An 18,622-nucleotide genomic window follows, 5' to 3' on the forward strand; every position below is an offset into this window, starting at 1 on the left:
ATCCTTTTCGGCGTTATTCGGCAAAGGCCTTTTGCCGGAATTTCTGGATGAAGGGTAAGAACATGCTGGCGATCAGCAGGACCGTGACGACGAGCATGGTGAGGCTGATCGGGTGCTCGATGAAGATCATCGGGTTGCCGCGTCCGACCAGCATGGAACGGCGGAAATATTCCTCCATCATCGGCCCGAGCACGAAGGCAAGCACCAGCGGGGCCGGTTCGCACTTCCACTTGTGGATGAAATAGCCGAGCAGGCCGAAGATGGCGGTGAGGTAGACATCGAAGGTGGTGAATTCGACGCCGTAGATGCCGACGATGGAGACGACGAGGATCGTCGGGAACATGAACTGGTAGCGGATCTTGAGGAGCTGCACCCAGATGCCGACCAGCGGCAGGTTGATGACGAGCAGCATCAGGTTACCTACCCACATGCTGGCGATCAGGCCCCAGAACAGGTCGGGCTGGCTGGTGATGATCTTGGGGCCGGGAACGATGCCGTGCACCATCATGGCTCCGACCATCAGCGCCATGATGGCGTTTGACGGAATGCCGAGGGTCAGCAGCGGCAGGAAGGCCGTCTGGGCGCCGGCATTGTTGGCCGATTCCGGAGCGGCCACGCCCTGCGGCAGGCCGGTGCCGAAGGCTTCCGGCGTGCGGGAGAACCGCTTCTCGGTGGTATAGGCGAGGAAGGAGGACAGCAATGCGCCGCCGCCCGGAAGAAGGCCGAGAACCATGCCGATGATGGTGCCGCGCACCGTGGCGGGGGTTGCCTGCTTCACTTCTTCACGGGTCGGCCAAAGGCTGCTGATCCGGTTGATGACCGGTGGGGCTTCGTCCCTTGCGACCCGCTCCAGCGTCACAAGGATATCCGCGACGCCGAACAGGCCGACGACGAGGGGCACGAAGGGAACGCCGTTCAGGAGTTCGAAGAAGCCGAAGTCATAGCGATACTGGCCGGAATTGATGTCGGTGCCGGCGAGGCCGAGAAGCAGGCCGAGCACGATCATGGTGACGGCTCTGAGCACCGAACCCTGCGCCAGCACCACCGAGGTGATGAGCCCGAGGAACATCAGCATGAAATATTCCGGCGCACCGAATTTCAGCACGGCGCTCGCAAGAACCGGCGCGAAGGCGGCCATGAAGAAGGTTGCGACGGTGCCGGCGAAGAACGAGGCAACCGCTGCGATGGTGAGAGCAGCCCCGCCACGTCCGTTGCGGGTCATCGCATGACCGTCGAGCGCGGTGACGACCGATGATGCTTCTCCCGGTAGCCTTAGCAGGATCGAGGTGGTCGAACCGCCGTATTGCGCGCCGTAATAGATGCCGGCGAGCGTGATGAGGCCGGTTACCGGATCGAGCCCGAAGGTCATGGGCAGAAGGATCGCGATCGTGGCCGTCGGGCCGAGGCCCGGCAGAACGCCGACCAGCGTACCGACCAGGCAGCCGATCAGGCAGAAGGCGATATTGGTCGGTGTCAGGGCGACGCCGAGCCCGATAGTGATGCCACTGAAGACGTCAACGCCGTCGATCATCTAACGAACTCCGGCAGAACGGGGATTTGCAGCCCAAGGGCCAGCGGGAAAAGCAGCGTGGCGAAGACGGCAAGTGCAACCGCGGCTGCGAGCGTCTGCGCGATGCTTGCCCTCTTGCGGGCGAAGCTTGCAAGAACGACCATGAGGAAGCTTGCGACCGGCAGGCCGAAGGGCTTCAGCGTCAGGCCGAAAATGATGATCGAGCCAGTGACGCAGCCGATCACTCTCAGCACATCGGCGATATTGTGGCCGCGGACTGGCGCGTCCTGCTCGTCATCGGCGGGAAGATCCCGGCCGCCAACGAGAAGAATGAAGGCGCCGAGCGCGATCAGCAGCATGGAAACGGTCTTGGGGAAGAAGCCGGGTCCCATGGCGACGAAGGTGCCGGTCTCATAGTCGCGCGCGATCCACAGGGCGGCGGCGCCAACGATGATGCAGAACGGGCCGAGCTGGCGATGGGTGGTGTCGGTCTGGTGGTTTTCGGCCGTCACGGTCGAGATCCTTCCCTTAATAGCCGCGGCCGGCGACGACGGTATCTTCCAGCGGTTCGCCGGCCAGAAAGCGATCGAGATTGCCGTGCAGCTTGGCTGCGATGCGCGCCGCATTGTCCTCGGAAGTCCAGGAGATATGCGGGGTCAGCCGGATTTTCGGATGGGTGTAGAAGACGTGTCCGGCCGGCAGGGGCTCCGGTGCGGTGACATCGAGTGTCGCGGCCGAGAGCTGCCCGTTGTCGAGCGCTGCGAGCAATGCATCGTCATCGATAACCTCGCCACGGCAGACGTTGACGAGGTGAAGACCGGGGCGCGCTGCGGCCAACACGCCGGCATCGACCGAGCGGCGGGTTTCAGCGGTCAGCGGCACGGCGAGGATGAGATGGTCCACCTCGGCGGCCATGCTGGCGAGGTCGGAGAACCAGCGTATGCCGTCGCCTTCACCGGCGGGGCCTCGCCGGGTGGCTGCGACCTGCATTCCCAGAGCACGGGCCTTCTCCGCGGTACGGCGGGCAATCGCGCCGAAGCCATAGAAGCCGATGGTCTTGCCGGATACGAGATTAAGCGTCCGCCTCTGCCAGGCGTCGGCGGAGCCGACGAGCAGATCATCGAAGAGATGCTTCTCATGGGCGAAGACGGACGCGATGACATATTCGGCGATGGCTTCGGCGGAGATGCCGCGGCCGGTGGTTACCAGCGGCGCCTCGAAGATCCAGTCGGGGAAAGCATCAATACCAGCGGAAGCGATCTGCACCCATTTCAGGCGATGCGGCCAGCCGGCCGGCTTCTGCTTCGGCGCATTTGCCCAGCCCTTGAAGAAGGTGAAGAGGAAATCGGCCTCTTCCGGCACTTCCCACACGGGTACGGTCTCGCTGTAAGGGATGACGACGGGCTGGCTGTGATGCGCGCGAAGTCGTTCGACCTGTTCCGGATCGAGGTTGCAGGCGATCACTGGCCGGAACGATGCGGCAGGGAATGTCATGTCTGGATGCTCCGGCCCTTGGGTGACGTCCTGCTCCCTCCCGGAGGTTCGTCACTCGAAAATATTTTTCCAAAATAGCTATCGGACGGCGCGCTGGAGTTTAAGAAAGCATTTTCCTCCAATCTTGTGATATTAGGAAAATTTCTCCGGTAACTCGATTTGTTTGCTTTTCAGAGCCTTCTTCTGCGGGAGGGCGGGAAAGATGCGCTACCACTGCGGGAAGCGGGCTCTCGCGCATGCCGGGGATGGTGGGCTTGTGCTGCGTCGCACCATCGTATTAGGGTCCGGCCCGCCCCTTGACGCGTGCGAAAAGAGATCGCTCGCCGACCGGGGCTGCCGCTGCCAGGCCGATTGCGGCCGGGGTTCGGAATTATCAGTTTAGGAGATGAGAAATGCGTGTGGTTGCGACCGGTGATGCCCTGTTTTCCGGCGGGAACCTTGCCGAAAGGCTCGATCCGAAACTCCTGTCGATCCTGGAGGAATCCGATGCGACTTTCTCCAATGCGGAATTCATCTGCCCGGCCTATGGTACTGCCCCGGCGCCGCGGCGCTTCATGACCGCGGTCGGCATCGAGGCCGTCGACGAACTGACGTCGATCGGTGTCAACATGCTCTCGTTTGCCAACAACCACACCGGCGATTTCGGACCGCAGGGCGTTCTGGATACGATCGAGGCTTGTGAGGAACGCGGGATCATTCACAGCGGTATCGGCCGCAGCCTCGAAGAGGCACGGCTTCCGCATTTCCTCGATACGTCCGAGGGACGCATCTCGCTGATTTCGACGAGCACGACACGTTCCGCCGAGTTTGCCGCCTCAACGGCCGGTACGGGCATTCCCGCTCGCGCGGGTCTCAACCCGCTGCGCTGGGGCCGGGCCTATGTGCTGCCGGAAGAGGAGTTCCAGCAGCTTCGACGCATCGACGAAATGCTGGGCATCTCCGCCGGCCGCAAGGAAGTGATGGATATCGAGATCATGCCGGATCCGGGTGCGGATCGCCTGCCTTTCGGCTCGGTGTTCGAGGGTTCGCTGCAGTTCGAACGCGGCGACCGCGCCTATATTCGCTACCATTACAACGAGCGGGATGCGAAGGCCATTCTCGCCAACATCCGGGATGCGGCCAACCGTTCTGAATGCGTGCTGCTCAGCCTGCATGCGCATGAGGGAACCGAGGAAAACTGGTATTCGCCGCGCCCTGCGCCGTTCCTTGAGGACTTCGCTCGCCGCGCCATCGACGCCGGTGCAACCATGGTGATCGGGCACGGCCCGCACATGCTGCGCGGCATCGAGTTCTACAAGGGCAAGCCGATCTTCTACTCGCTCGGCAGCCTGCTGATGGAATTCGAGGCCGGCATGCAGAAGATGACGCCGGAAATGTACGAATCCTATGGTTTCACCAAGGATTCCCTGCCGTCCGACCTGCATATGTCACGTGCGCGTGACGCGGACGGCAACGCGATCGGCTTTTATGGCGACCGCCGTTTCTCCAATTCCTGCGTTGCAATCTGCGATGTCGAGAACGACGGTGTGAAGGTTCGGCTGAAGGCGATCGACCTCGATCTAAACCGCAAGCGGCCCTCCGAACGCGGCCTGCCGGCCATTGCCGGCCCCGAACTTGCACGCGAGATCGCGGCGTCCGTGGCGGAGATGAGCAAAGCCTACGGTACGCGGATCGTCTATAACGAAGCCGATGGCTTCATCGACGTTCTGCCGGCCTGATTGCCGGAAAACGGCCCTTCGGCTTGCCGCCGAGGGGCCTTTGCGTCACGGCTCGGGTGTTGTGCCATCGGCCTCGATAAGGCTGTTGACGATATCGAGCGCAACCTGTGCCGCGCCCGGATCGCGGTCGACTGCGATGGTCGCCAGCGCACCCTCATAACAGAGCGCGATGCGCTTCGAGAGGCGTTCCGGCTCCCGCGCAAAATCCCGACAGAGTTCCAGAAGGATCTGCCTGACGACGTTTTTGTGCTCGCGCGCAATGGCGACGACCTCAGGCGTGCCTTCGCTCTCTGCCAGCGCCAGCATGAAGGCGCAGCCCCGGAACGACGGCGTGTCCGCCTTCTCGTGAAGATTACGGAAAATGGCGCGGATGCGCTCTACCGGCGAGGCCTTATCCGCGGTCGCGACCTGGCCCATTGCCTCCAGCACACGCTGGTTGCGCGCCTTGAGATAGGCCGCGACGAGATCCGTCTTCGCAGGGAAATGGCGATAGAGGGTGGCCTTCGCGATATCCGCTTCGGCCACGATGCGATCGATCCCGATTGCCCGGATACCCTCGTCGTAAAATAGTCTTTCGGCGACTTTCAGGATGTGGTTTCGCATGGGCCTCCGAGGTAGAACGGTCTGTCTCATTCTCGCTGAAAGTGCGCGTTCGAATGAAGAAATAAAATACTATCTTCTAGAGGTAATGCGGAAAATAATTCAACTTTGACCCGTGATCGACGTCGCGGAGGCGCCGTCACCCATCCCGTTCGGGTCGGTCAGTTTCCTGCGGGGGAAAGAGCGTCGGCGAGAAGGGGGATGATCCTCTCTAGCACGAAATCGAGCGAAAGCGGTGACTGAAACCAGAGCGCGGCGGAAAGATCGCTGTCGGACTCCAGCCAGATGGAGCGCTTCTCCTTCGAAAGGCGCTGATTGCGATAACTTCTCATGGCCTCGATCCGCTCGCGCTGTCCGTTTGGCCAGATCACCGTATCGAGATCGAGCAGTGGTGCCTGCTCGAGGCTGAGCCTGATCCATCCCGCGTCATCCGCCAATGCAGACAGCCTGTCCGGCAGCACGAAACCGAGATCGGCGAGGAAGCGACCCGGCGAAGTGTTGGCTCCCCAAAGAACGATCTGGCCATTGCGGATATCGGCAAAGCTGCCGGAACTGCTAGAGAACTCCGGATGATCGGCGCGAATTCCGGTGATCTGCCGCTGGATGCCGGCGATGATCGCATCGGCCCTTTCCGTGCTGCCTGACGTGGCCATGTCGAGTTGCCGCAATTGCACCTGCCATGGCGCCCCCCATGGGAGGTAGCCTTCCGGCGAAGCGATGACCGGGGCGATGCGTGAGAGCTTCCGGTAGGTCGTCTCGTCGAGATCGGCATAGGTGGCGACGATCAGGTCGGGCGCAAGCGACAGAACCCATTCCGGATCGATCCTGCGCCCGGTCATTACTTCCGGTGCCGCGCCGAGCTTCCGCCGCAACGGCTCGGCCCAGGGCCATGTCGCGAATGGCTTCCTTCCCCACCATTCCCGCACTCCAACCGGAGAAATGCCGAGGGCATAGAGGAAATCCTGATCGTTGAGGCCGAGGGAGACGATCCGTCTGGGTTGAGAAGTGATCGTTGTTTCGCCGAGCGCGTGGTGCATGGTGACCGGAAAGGACTGGGCCATGACATTGGCCGATGACACCAAGAGGAAAACGAGCAACGCGAGAGCCCGGCGAAACACGGAGGAGCCGGTCATGCGGCATCGGTCCCGTTCATGGGCCGACGGCGACTGCGCGGAATGACGTGCGGCGTGCCGGTAACCGGGTCTGCGATGATCATGCAGGGCAGGTCGAAGACCTTTTCCAGCATCTCTTCCGTCACGACATCCGCCGGCCGACCCTCCGCAACCACGGTGCCTTCGCGCATGGCGATGATGTGGGTCGCATAGCGAAAGGCCTGGTTGAGGTCATGCAGAACGGCAATCACCGTTCGCCCCATGTCGGTGTTCAGGTGCTGCAGGAGATCGAGAAGATCGGCCTGATGAGCCATATCGAGAAAGGTCGTGGGCTCGTCGAGCAGCAGGATCGGCGTTTCCTGGGCGAGCACCATGGCGATCCAGGCCCGCTGGCACTGCCCTCCGGAAAGCGTATCGACCGCCCGGTCCGCCAGTTCGGCAATGCCGGCGGCCTGCATCGCCGCCGCGACCACTGTTTCGTCCTGTCTGCTCCACTGGCGGAAGAAGGTCTGGTGCGGATAACGGCCGCGCGCGACGAGATCGGCAACCGTGATACCCTCGGGTGCTTCCGCGGTCTGGGGCAGGAGGCCTATGCGTCGGGCAATCTCTACCGAGGGGAGCGTGGTTATGGCCTGTCCGTCCAGCAGCACGCTTCCGGTTTCCGGTTTCAGCAGGCGGGCGAGCGCCTTGAGGAGCGTGGATTTGCCGCTGCCATTGGCTCCGACGATGACGGAAAAGGATCCTTCAGCAATCGCGATGTCGAGATCGCGGATGATCGGTCGGTCGCGATAGGCAAGCGTGATCGCGCTTGTGGAGAGGCCACGTTCAGGGATGTTGTCGTTTCCTGCGGTCATGAAATCACTTTCGAGAGTGGCGCCTGCAGGCCAGAAGCCAGAGAAGATAGGCTCCGCCGCCGGAGAAGGTGACCACGCCCACCGGCAGTCGCCCCGGTGCGAAGGCGTTGGCGGCTATGAGATCGCCGATTGTCAGCAGAACCGCTCCCATTGCAGCCGAGAGCGGCAGCGACAGTCCTGGCGTCCCGGCCAGCATGCGTGCGAGTTGCGGCGCGGCGAGTGCGACGAAGCCGATAGGGCCGGCAGATGCGGTGACGATTGTCGTCAGGGCGCCGCCGGTCAGAAGCATGGCGAGCCGGATCGCGTCAACGGGAACGCCGAGGGCGAGTGCCACATCGCCGCCGAGTTCCATGGTGCTAACGGCGCGTTGCAAGGCCATGGCGAGAACGATGAGCGCGCAAAGGGTGAACGCGACCGGAAGCAGCCAGCCGGCTTCGATGCCGTCGAGAGCGCCGGCGCCCCAATCGGCTGCGGACATGGCTGCTTCCAGCCGTGCGGTGGAAAGGAACCATGTGTTTATCGCGGTCAGCGCAATGCCGATGCCGACCCCGGTCAAAATGAACCGCAGCCCCGTGGTCCCGCGGGATACCACGAAAACCGTTCCGGCCGCGGTCACGCTGCCGCACAGGGCTCCGAGTGCGAATTGCCAGGAGGCGGAGCCGAAGAACGTGATGGTGACCAACACCCCGGTGAACGCGCCGGCGTCAATGCCGATCACATCGGGGCTGCCCAGCGGGTTACGGGTCAGGGACTGGAAGATGGCACCGCTGATACCCAGTGCCGCTCCGAAAAGCAGGGCCGCTGCAATTCTCGGCATGCGCCATTCGAAAATCACCATCGTCAGCTTTTCATCTGCCCCTCCGAGTAAGGTATTCAGGACGTGCGGCAGAGGGGTGGAATAGGCTCCCAGCGAAAGATCGATGAGGGCTATTGCAAGGGCCGTCAGGAGGAGCAGGCCACCGATCACGAACGGGCGAATTTCGAGCCTTGCGGAAATCCGCTCTTCAAACAGCCGGAGGGTGATGGTTGGCCGGCGCATGGGGCGGCTGTCGCTCATGACCGCACGCCCTTTTCCCTGCCAACGAGAAGGATAAAAACGGGCACGCCGATGACCGCCATGACGATGCCGGCCGGTATTTCTCCGGATCGAAGAAGCACTCGGCCCAGAATATCCGCGGTAAGCAGGAGGGCGGGGGATAGAACGAGGGCAAAGGCGAACGTCCAGCGCTGATCGGCGCGGGCGACACCACGGACAAGATGGGGAACCATCAGGCCGATGAAGGGGATCGGGCCGGCTCCGGCGGTCGCGGTCGCAGCCAGCAAGGTGGCAGCCAATCCACCGACAAGGCGGGCCGAGGTTACATTCGCACCCATGGCGCGGGCGACATCCTCGCCGAGCGCGAGCGCATTGAGTGAGCGCGTATTAAGGGCCGCAAACAGGAGGCCTGCGGCGATGAAGGGAGCAATCGGCAGCATCACATTGACGTCGGCGCCCGAGAGCGCGCCGGTGTTCCAGCCGCGGATGCGGTCGAATTTCACGGGATCGAGCAGCAGGATGGCGGTGACGATGCCGCCGAGCATCGCGGTGATGGCGACGCCCGCGAGCGTCAGGCGGACGGGCGCCGCTTCCCGCGAGCCGGCAAAGCCTATCGCATGAACGAGGATGGCCGTGAGTGCCGCGCCGGATATGGCGAGCCAGGCCGGGCCGTAGCTGCCGTCAATGCCAAGAAAGCCGGTGCCGAGCACTATGGCGAGGGCCGCTCCCGTATTGATGCCAAGAATGCCGGGGTCGGAGAGGGGGTTGCGTGTTACCGCCTGCATGATGGCACCGGAGACGCCGAGGGCTGCACCCGCCAGTGTCGCAAGCAATGTGCGAGGCACGCGCAGTTCCATCAGGGCTGCTTCGGCATCGGAGAGGTTGGTGGGGGAGAATATGGCGTTCATTGCCATCGACGCCGAAACGCCGCCCTTGCCCACGGCAAGGCTTGCGAAGATGACGATGGCCAGAAACACGATCGCCCCGGCCATGATGCCGGGGCGTCCGATGCGCGAGGGTTTTCGCGTCTGGACGTAGGTCGATGACGCAGGTGTCAAAGATTGAAGGTCTCCAGCTTCGCTTCGACCTCGTCGCGAACCTCTTCGGCGTCGCGCCCGGATTGCCATGCCGCCTCGATCTCCTCACGCACGGCGCTCGGCAAGGCATTCCAGCCTGCGTCCCATTCCTGCTTTGCCTCGATCCAGTAGGCGACCAGCCTGTAGCGCTCGGCCGGCATCTTCAGCGTCTGGCGCACATGCTTGCGGATTGCGCGCACCGGCTTCTGTTCCGCAGCGACCCAGATGTAACCCGGGGTGGATGGCAGGTTCATCGCCCGGAATGCGGCTTCGAGCCGGCTGGGTGAGATGCCATTGCCGCTTGCCTCAAGCCATGTGACGGTTGCTCCCGGATGATCCGGCAGGGGTTGCCGGTGTTCGGCGGCGGCGATCTCGATGACGATCCGGCTGGTGATGTGGGGCGGCGTATCCTCCAGAAGCCGGGCGAGGGCGGGAATGCCGGTGGCATCGGCCATCAGCAGCTGCCATGCGGCGTCCTCCGGGAGTTCGTAGAGCCCGCGCGGCCGGTTGATAGTCATCGGATTGCCCGGTGCTGCGGATTGCGCCCATGTACCCGCCACTCCGCCTTCGTGGACGACGAAGTCGATATCCAGTTCGCGTTCATCCGGGCAAAAGCGCCGGACGGTATAAGTGGCGCACCGGACCGGAGGCTTGCCCTCCTGATAGGTCCAGCGGCCCTCATCGTCGATGATGGGCAGGACGACCTCTCCACTCTCCTCGTTCGGGAAGAAGAGCCGAAGGTATTCGTCGCCGATGCCGGTCGAGGAAAACTCGGAGAGTTCCTCTCCCGCGAACGTGACGCGCACCATGCCGGGGCTCAGGAGCCGGCGCTCCTTGACCGAGAGATTGAAAAACGTCCTGCCCACTAGAGCCTACTCCTCTGCTGCTTACCAGGTGTATTTCAACGTGCCGATGACCGTGCGGCCCGGATCGAGGTAGCAATAGCCCGACGTGCACGTCGTATCGCGACGGTTGAACACGTTGGTCGCGTTCACCTGCAGGCTCAGGCCCTCGTATTTCTGGTCGATGGCTGCGAAGTCGTAGCTCAGCGACGCATCGAACAGAACGCGGGATCCGTTGACGATGGAGTTCTTGTCATCGCCGTAGCTCGTGCCGATGAAGCGCGCGCCGGCGCCTACGGCGAAGCCATAAAACGGGGTGCCCTCGGGCAGCTGATAATGCGCCCAGAGCGAGGCCATATTGAACGGCACGCTGGAGACGAAATTGTCCACCGTTCCTGCCGTGCCCTCGAGAATGCGAAGGTCGGTATAGGTGTAGGACGCCGCAAAGGAGAGGCCGTTGTCGAGGCTCGCCACCGCTTCCAGCTCCACGCCCTGCGAACGCAGCTTGCCGCGCTGGACCTGCGTGTTGACCCCGTCGATGACGGTGTAGAAGAGGCCGTTTCGCTGGTCGATATTGAAGACCGATGCCGACAGCATCACGTTGGTATCGGGCAGGAAATATTTGACGCCGACTTCTTCCTGCGTACTGGTGGTCGACTTGAACGGTGCGTCCGTGGTCGAGTTGTAGCCGATGTTCGGCGAAAACGCGGTGGACAGGCTGGCATAGGGCACGAAGCCGAATTCGGTCTCGTAGGTCAAGCCTACGCGGCCGGAAAACTGTCCTTCATCCTGCTCGGACGAGGATTTGGTGCTGGTCGTCAGATCCGTGTTGTCCGTCTTCGTCGACACCCAGTCGTAGCGTCCGCCGACGGTCAGGGTCCATGCATCGTAGCGAAGCTGGTCCTGAAGGTAGATGCCGGTCTGGAACTGACGCTGGTCGGTCCGTGAGGTCAGGTCGGGCGTGGCGATGTAGCTGCCGTAGTTCGGGACCAGCGTATTCAGCGGATCGACGCTGCCATAACCGGCAAGCAGGCGATACTTGCTCCAGGTGAAATCGACGCCGCCGAGCAGAACGTGGTCGATCGGACCCGTGGAGAACTGCGCCCCCAGCTGGTTGTCGATCACGAAGGCATCGAGACGCTGCTGTTCATTGCCAGAGCCGCGGTCGACGAGTGCGGAGTCCAGTGCATGCTGCGCACCATTATAGGCATAGACATACTTGGCGTCGATATCCTGCCAGGAATAGCGGGCGTTTTGGCGGAAGGTGAAGACTTCATCGAAGGAATGTTCGAATTCCCAGCCGATGCGGGCCTGCTGGTGATCGAGCGCGTTGAAGGCCGGATCGCCGGCTTCGAATTCGCTCACATGGCCGTAGGTGTCGTTGTAATAGGCTGGGTTGCCGCCGCTCTTCGAGCGGGAATATTCGCCGAGAACGGTGAGCTTGGTATCCTCGTCCGGCTTCCAGGTGAAGGCCGGGGCGATATAGGTCCGGTCGTCGGAAACAGCATCGAATTCCGTATCGCCGACGCGACCGAGACCGGTGAGGCGGTAATAGAACGGATCTTCGTCATTCACCGGGCTGGAGAAGTCGAACTGGCCCTGGTAGCGCTGGTCGGTGCCGAGCTGGAACTGAACCTCGTGCTCGGCCTCTTCGGTCGGCCGCTTGGTGATGACGTTGTAAAGACCGCCGGCGCCGGTTGCGCCGTAAAGCGCGGAGGACGGGCCGCGCAGGATGGATACGCCCTCAAGGCCATAGGGCTCCGTGATGAAGATGCCGTAACCGCTGGCGGGTTGCCTCAGGTTGTCGCGAAAGACGCCGGTATTCGTCACGTTGAAGCCGCGCACGAAGAAGGAATCGAAGCGCGGGTCGGTGCCGTAAGCGTTGACGCGTGCGCCGGGCGTATAGGAAATGGCGTCGAGCAGGTTTTGCGGATTGCGGTCCTGCAATTGCTTTTCGGTGACGGAAGAGATGGACTGGGGCGTCTCGACAAAAGGCGTGTCCGTCTTGGCTCCGGTCGCGCTGCTGGTGCCGACATAACCGTCCGCCTGGATGACGCCGCCGCTGCCGCCGTTGACGACGATCGCCTCAAGCTCGGTGCTGCTGCCGCTCGACAGATTGTTCGTGCTGTCCGGTGTTGCCGCAGCGCTGACGGTGACGGTTTTCGGATTGGTGAAGCGGTAGATCAGCCCGGTTCCGGCGAGAAGGGAACCGAGTGCGTTTTCCGCCGAGTACTGGCCCTTGAGGTCGGCGGTCGTTGTCCCCTCGACCGCCGAACTCTCGAAGCCGATATGAAGTCCGCTCTGCGCGGCAACCCTGTTGAGCGCTGTGGAAAGCGGCCCGGCCGGAATATCGAAGGCGCTTGCGGCTTCCTGCGCTATCGCCGGCTGTGGTGTTGCGGAAACGCCACCCATGGCGAGACCAGATGCGACAAGAAATGCGAGCGCGCTTGAACCCGACATATTTGGACGACGCGCCGCGCCGGACTTTCCTTGCATGAACTTCCCTCTCCTGTTCGACACCCCCCGGCCGGCATGGCCGTAAGGGGGCTTCGAATGGAAAGACGAACGGGGGTGTCATTCGAGGCTGTCGATACCTGAGTTTTTTTGTCAGTAAATCAGTGTCATCAGATTTCCGGCCTTCACGATCCGAACGCCGAAGATTTCTCCGAAGCTTGCAAGTGCTTCCTGCGGGTTCGATATGTCGAAGGAGCCGCTGATCCTTTTCTCGGCCACCGACCTGCGGGCAACCACCACCTTGCCCGGAATGTGACGGAAGATTTCCTCCACCACGGTCGCCAGCGGCCGGTTTTCGAAGATCAGGCGGCCGGAACGCCACGGCACTTCAAGGCCGGATGGCACGGCCTCGACCGATCCGACAACACCACTGCGGTCATAGAAGAGCTTCTGGCCGGCCTCGATGCGGGTCGGCCGTCCGGATGCCTTACCGGCCACGGCGACGGTGTGATCCGTGACCACCACCTCGGTGCCGCCGTCAAGCAGGTTGACGTTGAATGCGGTTCCCGTCACTTCGATGCGTCCTGCGCCGGCTTCGACGATAAAGGGCCGCGTGGCATCCTTTTCCACCTCGAAGAAGACCTCACCTTCCAGGAGCACGATGCGCCGATCCGTGGCGGTGAAATGCTCCGCGATGGCGCTCTTGCCGTTCAGGTGGACGCGCGAGCCATCGGGAAGCCTGACCACGGGCATTTCGTTGCTCGCCGAAATCACATCGGCCTGAAGCATCAGCGGACCGCCGCCAAGGAAAAAGCCGCCGCCCGCGAGCGCGGCGACAAAGGCAAGAGCAATAATCGTACGACCGGACTTGCGCGTTGAACGGACAAGGCGGCGGGTGAAATCCGGGTCGTCTGCCAGGGCGCGACCGGCATCGCCCATGAGCTCCCGGGCGACGTCCAGCGCCCTGGCGTGATCGGGGCAGCGGTCTAGCCATTGGTCGAGCGCCTGCCGCTCGGCATCGGAGAGATCGCCGTCATGCAGCCGGATCGCCCAGTCGACTGCCTGTTCCCGAATATCTTCCGGCATGTCTCTATCTCCCCGCAGTACAAGCGCTTCCAAATGCTCGCCTATTTTCATAGACGATTGACGGAGCCGTTGCGGTCCATCAGTCCAGCGATTGCGTTTTTTCGAGGCATGACAGCAGGGCGTTGCGGATGTGGCGGTCGACCATGCGACGCTTGATGCCGAGGCTTGATGCGATTTCATCCTTGCTCAATCCGCCGATGCGATAGGCGATGAAGACGATGCGGCACTGGTGCGGCAGTTCGGCGATCGCGTTCTTCAATACGAGGATGCGCTTGCGGAGATCGATGCGGCTGTAGACCGTGAACGACCGCATGGGCACGGCAAGCGCCTGTGCATCCAGCAGGGTGAAAAGGCGGTTTTCGAAGGCGACGCGACGGCCGCGGTCGATACAGAGGTTGACGGCGGCGCGGATCAGGAATGCGCGAAGGGAAGTCTTGCCTTCCAGGCTTTCAGGGTGTCGCGACAGCGCCACATAAAGGTCGTGCACGACTTCCGTCGCGTGAACCTGTGGTATGCCGCGTTTGCCGACGGCGTTTCGCAGGTCGTCGTAATAGGCTTCGATGGCGCGATCGAGCAGATCCTTGCCGGATGTCTCGCTCCCCGACGTCAAAGCACCTTCTCCACGCTCTACAACCCCCTTGCCACCGCGTCCGCGCGTTCCTGCGGTGGCTGGACACTGGCATATGTGGAGCCATCGGCGCAAGATAAGGTGAGTATATTTATCATATTATATTGCGCTGCGTTGGATGCGACATGCGGAAACGCCGATCGTGGTCTGCATGGGCAAATTCGTAATAATGGAAGCCCTGTGGAGCGACGGGACAGCGCCCGCCGGAAATCTCTGCCACATGTGCTGTTAGTTGCGGAAAATCATTTCGGCTTTCGCCGAACACGCGACCTGTTATCGCCTCGTTTTGCCTTCTCCCGGCCGATACCTTTGTTTCAGCATCAACATTTTGCCGGGGTTTGTTTCATGAAGCGTATTTTCAGGCTTTCGATTGCGGTGGCGGCAGTGCTTGCAGGCACGTCGCTCGCGCGGGCCGAAGACAAGATTCTCAACGCGTCCTACGATATCTCGCGTGAACTGTTTGTCGCCGTGAATGAGGCCTTCGTGCCGAAGTACAAGGCTGATACCGGCAAGGATGTGGTTGTAGATCAGTCGCATGCTGGCTCTTCCAAGCAGGCGCGCTCGATCCTCGAAGGTCTTGAAGCCGATGTCGTCACGTTCAATCAGGTGACGGACGTCGAAACGCTGGCCAAGGGTGGTTTCGTTTCCACCGATTGGCAGAGGAATTTCCCAAACAACGCTTCGCCTTATTACTCCTTCCCGGCCTTCGTCGTCCGTGCGGGTAACCCGAAGAACATCAAGAACTGGGACGATCTCGTCCGTGACGACGTCAAGGTGATCTTCCCGAACCCGAAAACGTCAGGCAACGCCCGCTACACCTATCTGGCCGCGACCGCCTTCGCGAAGAAGGCCTATGGTGGCGACGAGGCCAAGGTGAAGGAATTCATCACCAAGCTGTTAAATAATGTTCCGGTGTTCGACACCGGGGGACGCGCCGCCACCACGACCTTTGTGGAGCGTAATGTCGGCGACGTGCTCGTCACCTTCGAAGCCGAGACGCGCGGCATCGTGAAGGAATTCGGCAAGGACAAGCTCGAAGCCGTAACCCCGCCTTCCAGCCTGCTGGCCGAGTTTCCGGTCGCCATCGTCGACAAGGTTGTCGATGCGCGTGGAACGCGTGATCTGGCCAAGGCCTATCTCGACTTCCTCTACACGCCGGAAGGTCAGCGCATCCTTGCCGAAAACGGCAACCGGGTGAACGATCCCGAGGTCAGCGCGGCATTCAAGAGCGAGTTCCCGCCGGTCGAACTTGCCAAGGTCGAGGATGTCTTCGGTTCCTGGAGCGATATCCAGAAAACGCATTTCGCCTCGGGCGGCCTGCTGGACGAGCTTTACGGGCAGCGTTAAGGAAAACGCCAAACCTTTTATTCACCCGGCGGCTTCGGCCGCCGGGCTTATTTTATGTTCGAAGAGGCTGTCGTTTGAAACATCGCGTCCTGCCCGGTTTCCATCTGTCGCTCGGCGTGACGCTGTTCTATGTCGCGCTGATCATCGTCCTGCCGCTGATTGCGCTGGTCTTCAAGGCGGCGAGCCTTGGCCCGTATGACTACTGGGCAATCATCTCGTCTCCGCGGGCCGTTGCCAGCTATCGCGTCACTGTTCTCTGTGCGGCGGTGGCGACCACCTTCAACCTGTTCTTCGGACTGGCGCTTGCCTGGGTGTTGTCGCGCTACCGGTTTCCCGGACGCCGGATCGTCGATGCGATTGTCGACCTGCCCTTCGCGCTTCCGACCGCCGTTGCCGGCATTTCGCTGACGACGCTGTTTGCGCCGGGCGGCTGGTTCGGAGGCTTTCTCGATCCGCTCGGGATACAGGTCGCCTACACGCCTATCGGTATCGTGATTGCCATGGCCTTCACCAGCCTGCCGTTCATCGTCCGCACGGTCCAGCCGGTGCTGGAAGAGATCGATCCGGCACTTGAAGAAGCTGCCCAGTCGCTTGGCGGGACGGACAGGGAAGTGTTTTCCTGCGTCATCCTGCCGTTGCTGAAGCCGGCGCTGCTAGCCGGCGTGTCGCTTTCCTTCGCCCGTAGCCTTGGCGAGTTCGGCGCGATCATCTTCATCGCCGGCAACCAGCCGTTCCATACCGAAATCACCGCGCTGCTCGTCTTCATCCGCCTCGAGGAATATGATTATCAGGCGGCGGCGGCGATTGCCTCAGTCCTTCTCATCACGGCATTCGTCATGCTTGCCGTCACCAATGCGCTGCAGAACCGTGCATTGCGCTATGCCGAGAGGGGCTGAGCGATGTCACACTCTCCCAACGCCCGTCCCACACGCGTCGGCGACACACCTGCGGTTCGCCGGACCCTGATCGGTATCGTGCTCGTCATCGGTGCTTTCTTCATCCTCGCGCCGCTGATCGTGATCGGCATGGAGGCTTTCTCGAAGGGGGCCGGTGTCTACTGGGCTGCCGTCAATCATCCGGATACGCGCAGCGCCATCATGATGACCGTCCTGACAGCCCTGATCGCAGTGCCGTTGAATACGGCCTTCGGTGTCTGTGCGGCATGGGCGATTACCAAGTTCGATTTCCGGCTGCGCCGCCTGCTGATCGTGGTGATTGAGATACCCTTCTCCATTTCCCCGATCGTCGCCGGCGTCTGCTATCTCTTCGTCTACGGTCTTCAGGGACTGTTCGGGCCGATGCTTCAGGATGCCGGCATCAAGGTGCTTTTCGCGCTTCCGGGCATCGTGCTGGCCTCGATGTTTGTGACGGCGCCGTTTGTCGCGCGCGAGTTGATCCCGTTGATGCAGGCGCAGGGACGGGATCTCGAGGAGGCCGCGACGTCGCTCGGCGCTTCCGGTTTCCGAACCTTTCTACGGGTGACGCTTCCCAACGTGAAATGGGCGCTGCTCTATGGCGTCGTGCTGTGCAACGCGCGCGTCGTGGGCGAGTTCGGCGCGGTATCGGTGGTGTCGGGCAATATCCGCGGCCAGACGAACACGCTGCCGCTGCATATCGAACTGCTCTATCACGATTACCAGACAGCCGGTGCATTCGCCGCCGCCTCCATTCTGGCCGTCATCGCCGTCATCACCATCATTGCCAAGGCTCTGCTTGAGCGTCATGGCGCAAGCCGCAGGGGTGTTGCCGCTCCCGCTGCCGAAACCGTCAAGGAGCAGAGCGCGTGAGAATTCAGCTCGATAACATCGTCAAGACCTTCGACACCTTCCGCGCCGTGCACGGTGTCTCGCTGGATATCGCCAGCGGCGAACTCGTGGCGTTGCTCGGTCCCTCCGGTTCCGGCAAGACCACGATCCTGCGCATGGTCGCGGGCCTCGAATTTGCCGATGGCGGCACCATCCATTTCGGCGATCAGGATGCGACGGGCATCCCGGTTCGCGACCGTGGCGTCGGCTTCGTTTTCCAGCACTACGCGCTCTTCCCGCATATGACGCTTGCCGAGAACATTGCGTTCGGCATGACGACGGCGCGGGCGAAGAAGCGCAGCCGGCGGGAGATCGATGCCCGGGTCGAGGAACTCCTGGGACTGGTGCGGCTCAAGGGGTTGGGCGGCCGCTTTCCGAGCCAGATTTCCGGTGGCCAGCGTCAGCGCGTGGCGCTAGCCCGCGCGCTCGCCGTCGATCCGAAGGTGCTGCTGCTCGACGAGCCGTTCGGGGCGCTCGATGCCAAGGTGCGCCGCGATCTCAGGAAATGGCTTCGTGAAATCCACGACCAGCTCGGTATCACCACCCTTTTCGTTACGCATGATCAGGAAGAGGCGCTCGATCTTGCTGACCGGGTGGTCATCCTGAACGAAGGCCGGATCGTGCAGGAGGCAAGCCCGACGGATATCTGCCGAAGCCCGAATTCGGCATTCGTCATGCGGTTCCTCGGCGATACCAACGTGTTTACGGCAGAGGTCGCCGGCGGTGTGGTGCTGAAAGGCACGACTTCGCTGGAGGCCGCAGGCGTACCGGATGGTCCGGCGGAGGTGTTCTTCCGTCCCTCCGATGCCACCTGGTCTTCCTCTGAAACTGACGGCATTCCGGTCACCGTCAACCGGGTCATGGACAGGCCGGGCGAGCGCAATCTTCTCGTCAGCACGCCGACAGGCGAACACTTCGAAGTGCGCGTTCCCTCGATGACCGATGTCGCGCAGGGGCAAAACGGCTCGATCCGCATCGCCAATCACCGTGTTTTCCCGGTCGCCGTTCGCGGTTAGGTCTGTTGGCCGAGCAGAAATGACGCCCGGTTTCGGGCGTCGCC

17 protein-coding genes are annotated in these 18,622 nt (G+C 62.1%); 5 read left to right on the forward strand and 12 right to left on the reverse strand.

All coding sequences use genetic code 11. The features are described from left to right. Positions 1-13 precede the first annotated feature (13 nt). From NBH21_RS21720 to NBH21_RS21730, 3 genes are read right to left on the reverse strand one after another with little or no spacing between them, the layout of a single operon-like run. Positions 14-1,531, reverse strand: coding sequence for a tripartite tricarboxylate transporter permease (locus tag NBH21_RS21720; RefSeq protein WP_250915034.1), 1,518 nt, complete (start codon positions 1,529-1,531; stop codon positions 14-16). Further along, positions 1,528-2,022, reverse strand: coding sequence for a tripartite tricarboxylate transporter TctB family protein (locus tag NBH21_RS21725; protein WP_250915035.1), 495 nt, complete (start codon positions 2,020-2,022; stop codon positions 1,528-1,530). The genes NBH21_RS21720 and NBH21_RS21725 overlap by 4 nt, the downstream gene beginning before the upstream one ends. A gap of 16 nt (positions 2,023-2,038) precedes the next feature. Next, positions 2,039-3,004 carry an NAD(P)-dependent oxidoreductase gene (locus NBH21_RS21730; protein ID WP_250915036.1) on the reverse strand — a complete coding sequence of 322 codons (966 nt, stop codon included), beginning with the start codon at positions 3,002-3,004 and terminating at the stop codon, positions 2,039-2,041. Between the two features lie 392 nt (positions 3,005-3,396). On the opposite strand from NBH21_RS21730, the gene NBH21_RS21735 reads away from it, so the two are divergent. After that, positions 3,397-4,722, forward strand: coding sequence for a CapA family protein (locus tag NBH21_RS21735; RefSeq protein WP_250915037.1), 1,326 nt, complete (start codon positions 3,397-3,399; stop codon positions 4,720-4,722). Positions 4,723-4,767: 45 nt separating this feature from the next. Here the strand turns inward: NBH21_RS21735 and NBH21_RS21740 are convergent, their stop codons facing one another. The 9 genes from NBH21_RS21740 to NBH21_RS21780 form a co-directional block, all read right to left on the reverse strand. Beyond that, entirely contained in the window at positions 4,768-5,325 is a 558-nt protein-coding gene (locus tag NBH21_RS21740; protein ID WP_250915038.1) for a TetR/AcrR family transcriptional regulator, read from the reverse strand. Positions 5,326-5,483: 158 nt separating this feature from the next. Then, entirely contained in the window at positions 5,484-6,455 is a 972-nt protein-coding gene (locus NBH21_RS21745; protein ID WP_250915039.1) for an ABC transporter substrate-binding protein, read from the reverse strand. Continuing rightward, complete coding sequence (locus NBH21_RS21750) at positions 6,452-7,288, reverse strand: ABC transporter ATP-binding protein (protein WP_250915040.1); 837 nt, start codon at positions 7,286-7,288, stop codon at positions 6,452-6,454. Before NBH21_RS21750 ends, NBH21_RS21745 begins: the two co-directional genes overlap by 4 nt. Before the next feature lie 4 nt (positions 7,289-7,292). Beyond that, positions 7,293-8,345 (reverse strand): FecCD family ABC transporter permease, encoded by a 1,053-nt coding sequence (locus tag NBH21_RS21755; RefSeq protein ID WP_250915041.1) that lies wholly within the window; start codon positions 8,343-8,345, stop codon positions 7,293-7,295. Beyond that, positions 8,342-9,382 carry a FecCD family ABC transporter permease gene (locus tag NBH21_RS21760; RefSeq protein ID WP_250915042.1) on the reverse strand — a complete coding sequence of 347 codons (1,041 nt, stop codon included), beginning with the start codon at positions 9,380-9,382 and terminating at the stop codon, positions 8,342-8,344. The genes NBH21_RS21755 and NBH21_RS21760 overlap by 4 nt, the downstream gene beginning before the upstream one ends. Next, positions 9,379-10,266 carry a siderophore-interacting protein gene (locus NBH21_RS26185; protein ID WP_250915043.1) on the reverse strand — a complete coding sequence of 296 codons (888 nt, stop codon included), beginning with the start codon at positions 10,264-10,266 and terminating at the stop codon, positions 9,379-9,381. The genes NBH21_RS21760 and NBH21_RS26185 overlap by 4 nt, the downstream gene beginning before the upstream one ends. Positions 10,267-10,287: 21 nt before the next feature. Continuing rightward, on the reverse strand, positions 10,288-12,738 hold the full coding sequence (locus NBH21_RS21770) for a TonB-dependent siderophore receptor (RefSeq protein ID WP_250915044.1): 2,451 nt from the start codon (positions 12,736-12,738) through the stop codon (positions 10,288-10,290). 111 nt (positions 12,739-12,849) lie between these two features. Next, complete coding sequence (locus NBH21_RS21775) at positions 12,850-13,782, reverse strand: FecR family protein (protein WP_250915045.1); 933 nt, start codon at positions 13,780-13,782, stop codon at positions 12,850-12,852. Between the two features lie 79 nt (positions 13,783-13,861). Then, positions 13,862-14,392: an RNA polymerase sigma factor gene (locus tag NBH21_RS21780; RefSeq protein ID WP_250915046.1), complete on the reverse strand. Its 531-nt coding sequence runs from the start codon at positions 14,390-14,392 to the stop codon at positions 13,862-13,864. A gap of 363 nt (positions 14,393-14,755) precedes the next feature. Between NBH21_RS21780 and cysP the strand changes: the two genes are divergently transcribed. The 4 genes from cysP to NBH21_RS21800 all read left to right on the forward strand — a co-directional run bounded on the left by cysP (position 14,756) and on the right by NBH21_RS21800 (position 18,578). Next, a complete protein-coding gene (cysP, locus tag NBH21_RS21785; protein ID WP_250915047.1) occupies positions 14,756-15,757 on the forward strand; it encodes a thiosulfate ABC transporter substrate-binding protein CysP in 1,002 nt (333 codons plus the stop codon). Positions 15,758-15,831: 74 nt separating this feature from the next. Continuing rightward, positions 15,832-16,653 (forward strand): sulfate ABC transporter permease subunit CysT, encoded by an 822-nt coding sequence (gene cysT, locus NBH21_RS21790; protein WP_250915048.1) that lies wholly within the window; start codon positions 15,832-15,834, stop codon positions 16,651-16,653. Between the two features lie 3 nt (positions 16,654-16,656). Continuing rightward, complete coding sequence (gene cysW, locus NBH21_RS21795) at positions 16,657-17,544, forward strand: sulfate ABC transporter permease subunit CysW (protein ID WP_250915049.1); 888 nt, start codon at positions 16,657-16,659, stop codon at positions 17,542-17,544. After that, positions 17,541-18,578 carry a sulfate/molybdate ABC transporter ATP-binding protein gene (locus tag NBH21_RS21800; protein WP_250915050.1) on the forward strand — a complete coding sequence of 346 codons (1,038 nt, stop codon included), beginning with the start codon at positions 17,541-17,543 and terminating at the stop codon, positions 18,576-18,578. The genes cysW and NBH21_RS21800 overlap by 4 nt, the downstream gene beginning before the upstream one ends. The last annotated feature ends 44 nt before the right edge of the window (positions 18,579-18,622 follow it).

The sequence above is a fragment of the Ciceribacter sichuanensis genome (assembly GCF_024055605.1).
Taxonomy (GTDB): Bacteria; Pseudomonadota; Alphaproteobacteria; order Rhizobiales; family Rhizobiaceae; genus Allorhizobium; species Allorhizobium sichuanense.

What these genes read in the sequence shown, in the direction of transcription:
- NBH21_RS21720 (WP_250915034.1), bottom strand. Translation starts at nt 1,531, where the DNA reads ATGATCGACGGCGTTGACGTCTTCAGTGGCATCACTATCGGGCTCGGC.
- NBH21_RS21730 (WP_250915036.1), bottom strand. Translation starts at nt 3,004, where the DNA reads ATGACATTCCCTGCCGCATCGTTCCGGCCAGTGATCGCCTGCAACCTC.
- NBH21_RS21735 (WP_250915037.1), top strand. Translation starts at nt 3,397, where the DNA reads ATGCGTGTGGTTGCGACCGGTGATGCCCTGTTTTCCGGCGGGAACCTT.
- NBH21_RS21740 (WP_250915038.1), bottom strand. Translation starts at nt 5,325, where the DNA reads ATGCGAAACCACATCCTGAAAGTCGCCGAAAGACTATTTTACGACGAG.
- NBH21_RS21745 (WP_250915039.1), bottom strand. Translation starts at nt 6,455, where the DNA reads ATGACCGGCTCCTCCGTGTTTCGCCGGGCTCTCGCGTTGCTCGTTTTC.
- NBH21_RS21750 (WP_250915040.1), bottom strand. Translation starts at nt 7,288, where the DNA reads ATGACCGCAGGAAACGACAACATCCCTGAACGTGGCCTCTCCACAAGC.
- NBH21_RS21755 (WP_250915041.1), bottom strand. Translation starts at nt 8,345, where the DNA reads ATGAGCGACAGCCGCCCCATGCGCCGGCCAACCATCACCCTCCGGCTG.
- NBH21_RS21770 (WP_250915044.1), bottom strand. Translation starts at nt 12,738, where the DNA reads ATGCAAGGAAAGTCCGGCGCGGCGCGTCGTCCAAATATGTCGGGTTCA.
- NBH21_RS21775 (WP_250915045.1), bottom strand. Translation starts at nt 13,782, where the DNA reads ATGCCGGAAGATATTCGGGAACAGGCAGTCGACTGGGCGATCCGGCTG.
- cysP (WP_250915047.1), top strand. Translation starts at nt 14,756, where the DNA reads ATGAAGCGTATTTTCAGGCTTTCGATTGCGGTGGCGGCAGTGCTTGCA.
- cysW (WP_250915049.1), top strand. Translation starts at nt 16,657, where the DNA reads ATGTCACACTCTCCCAACGCCCGTCCCACACGCGTCGGCGACACACCT.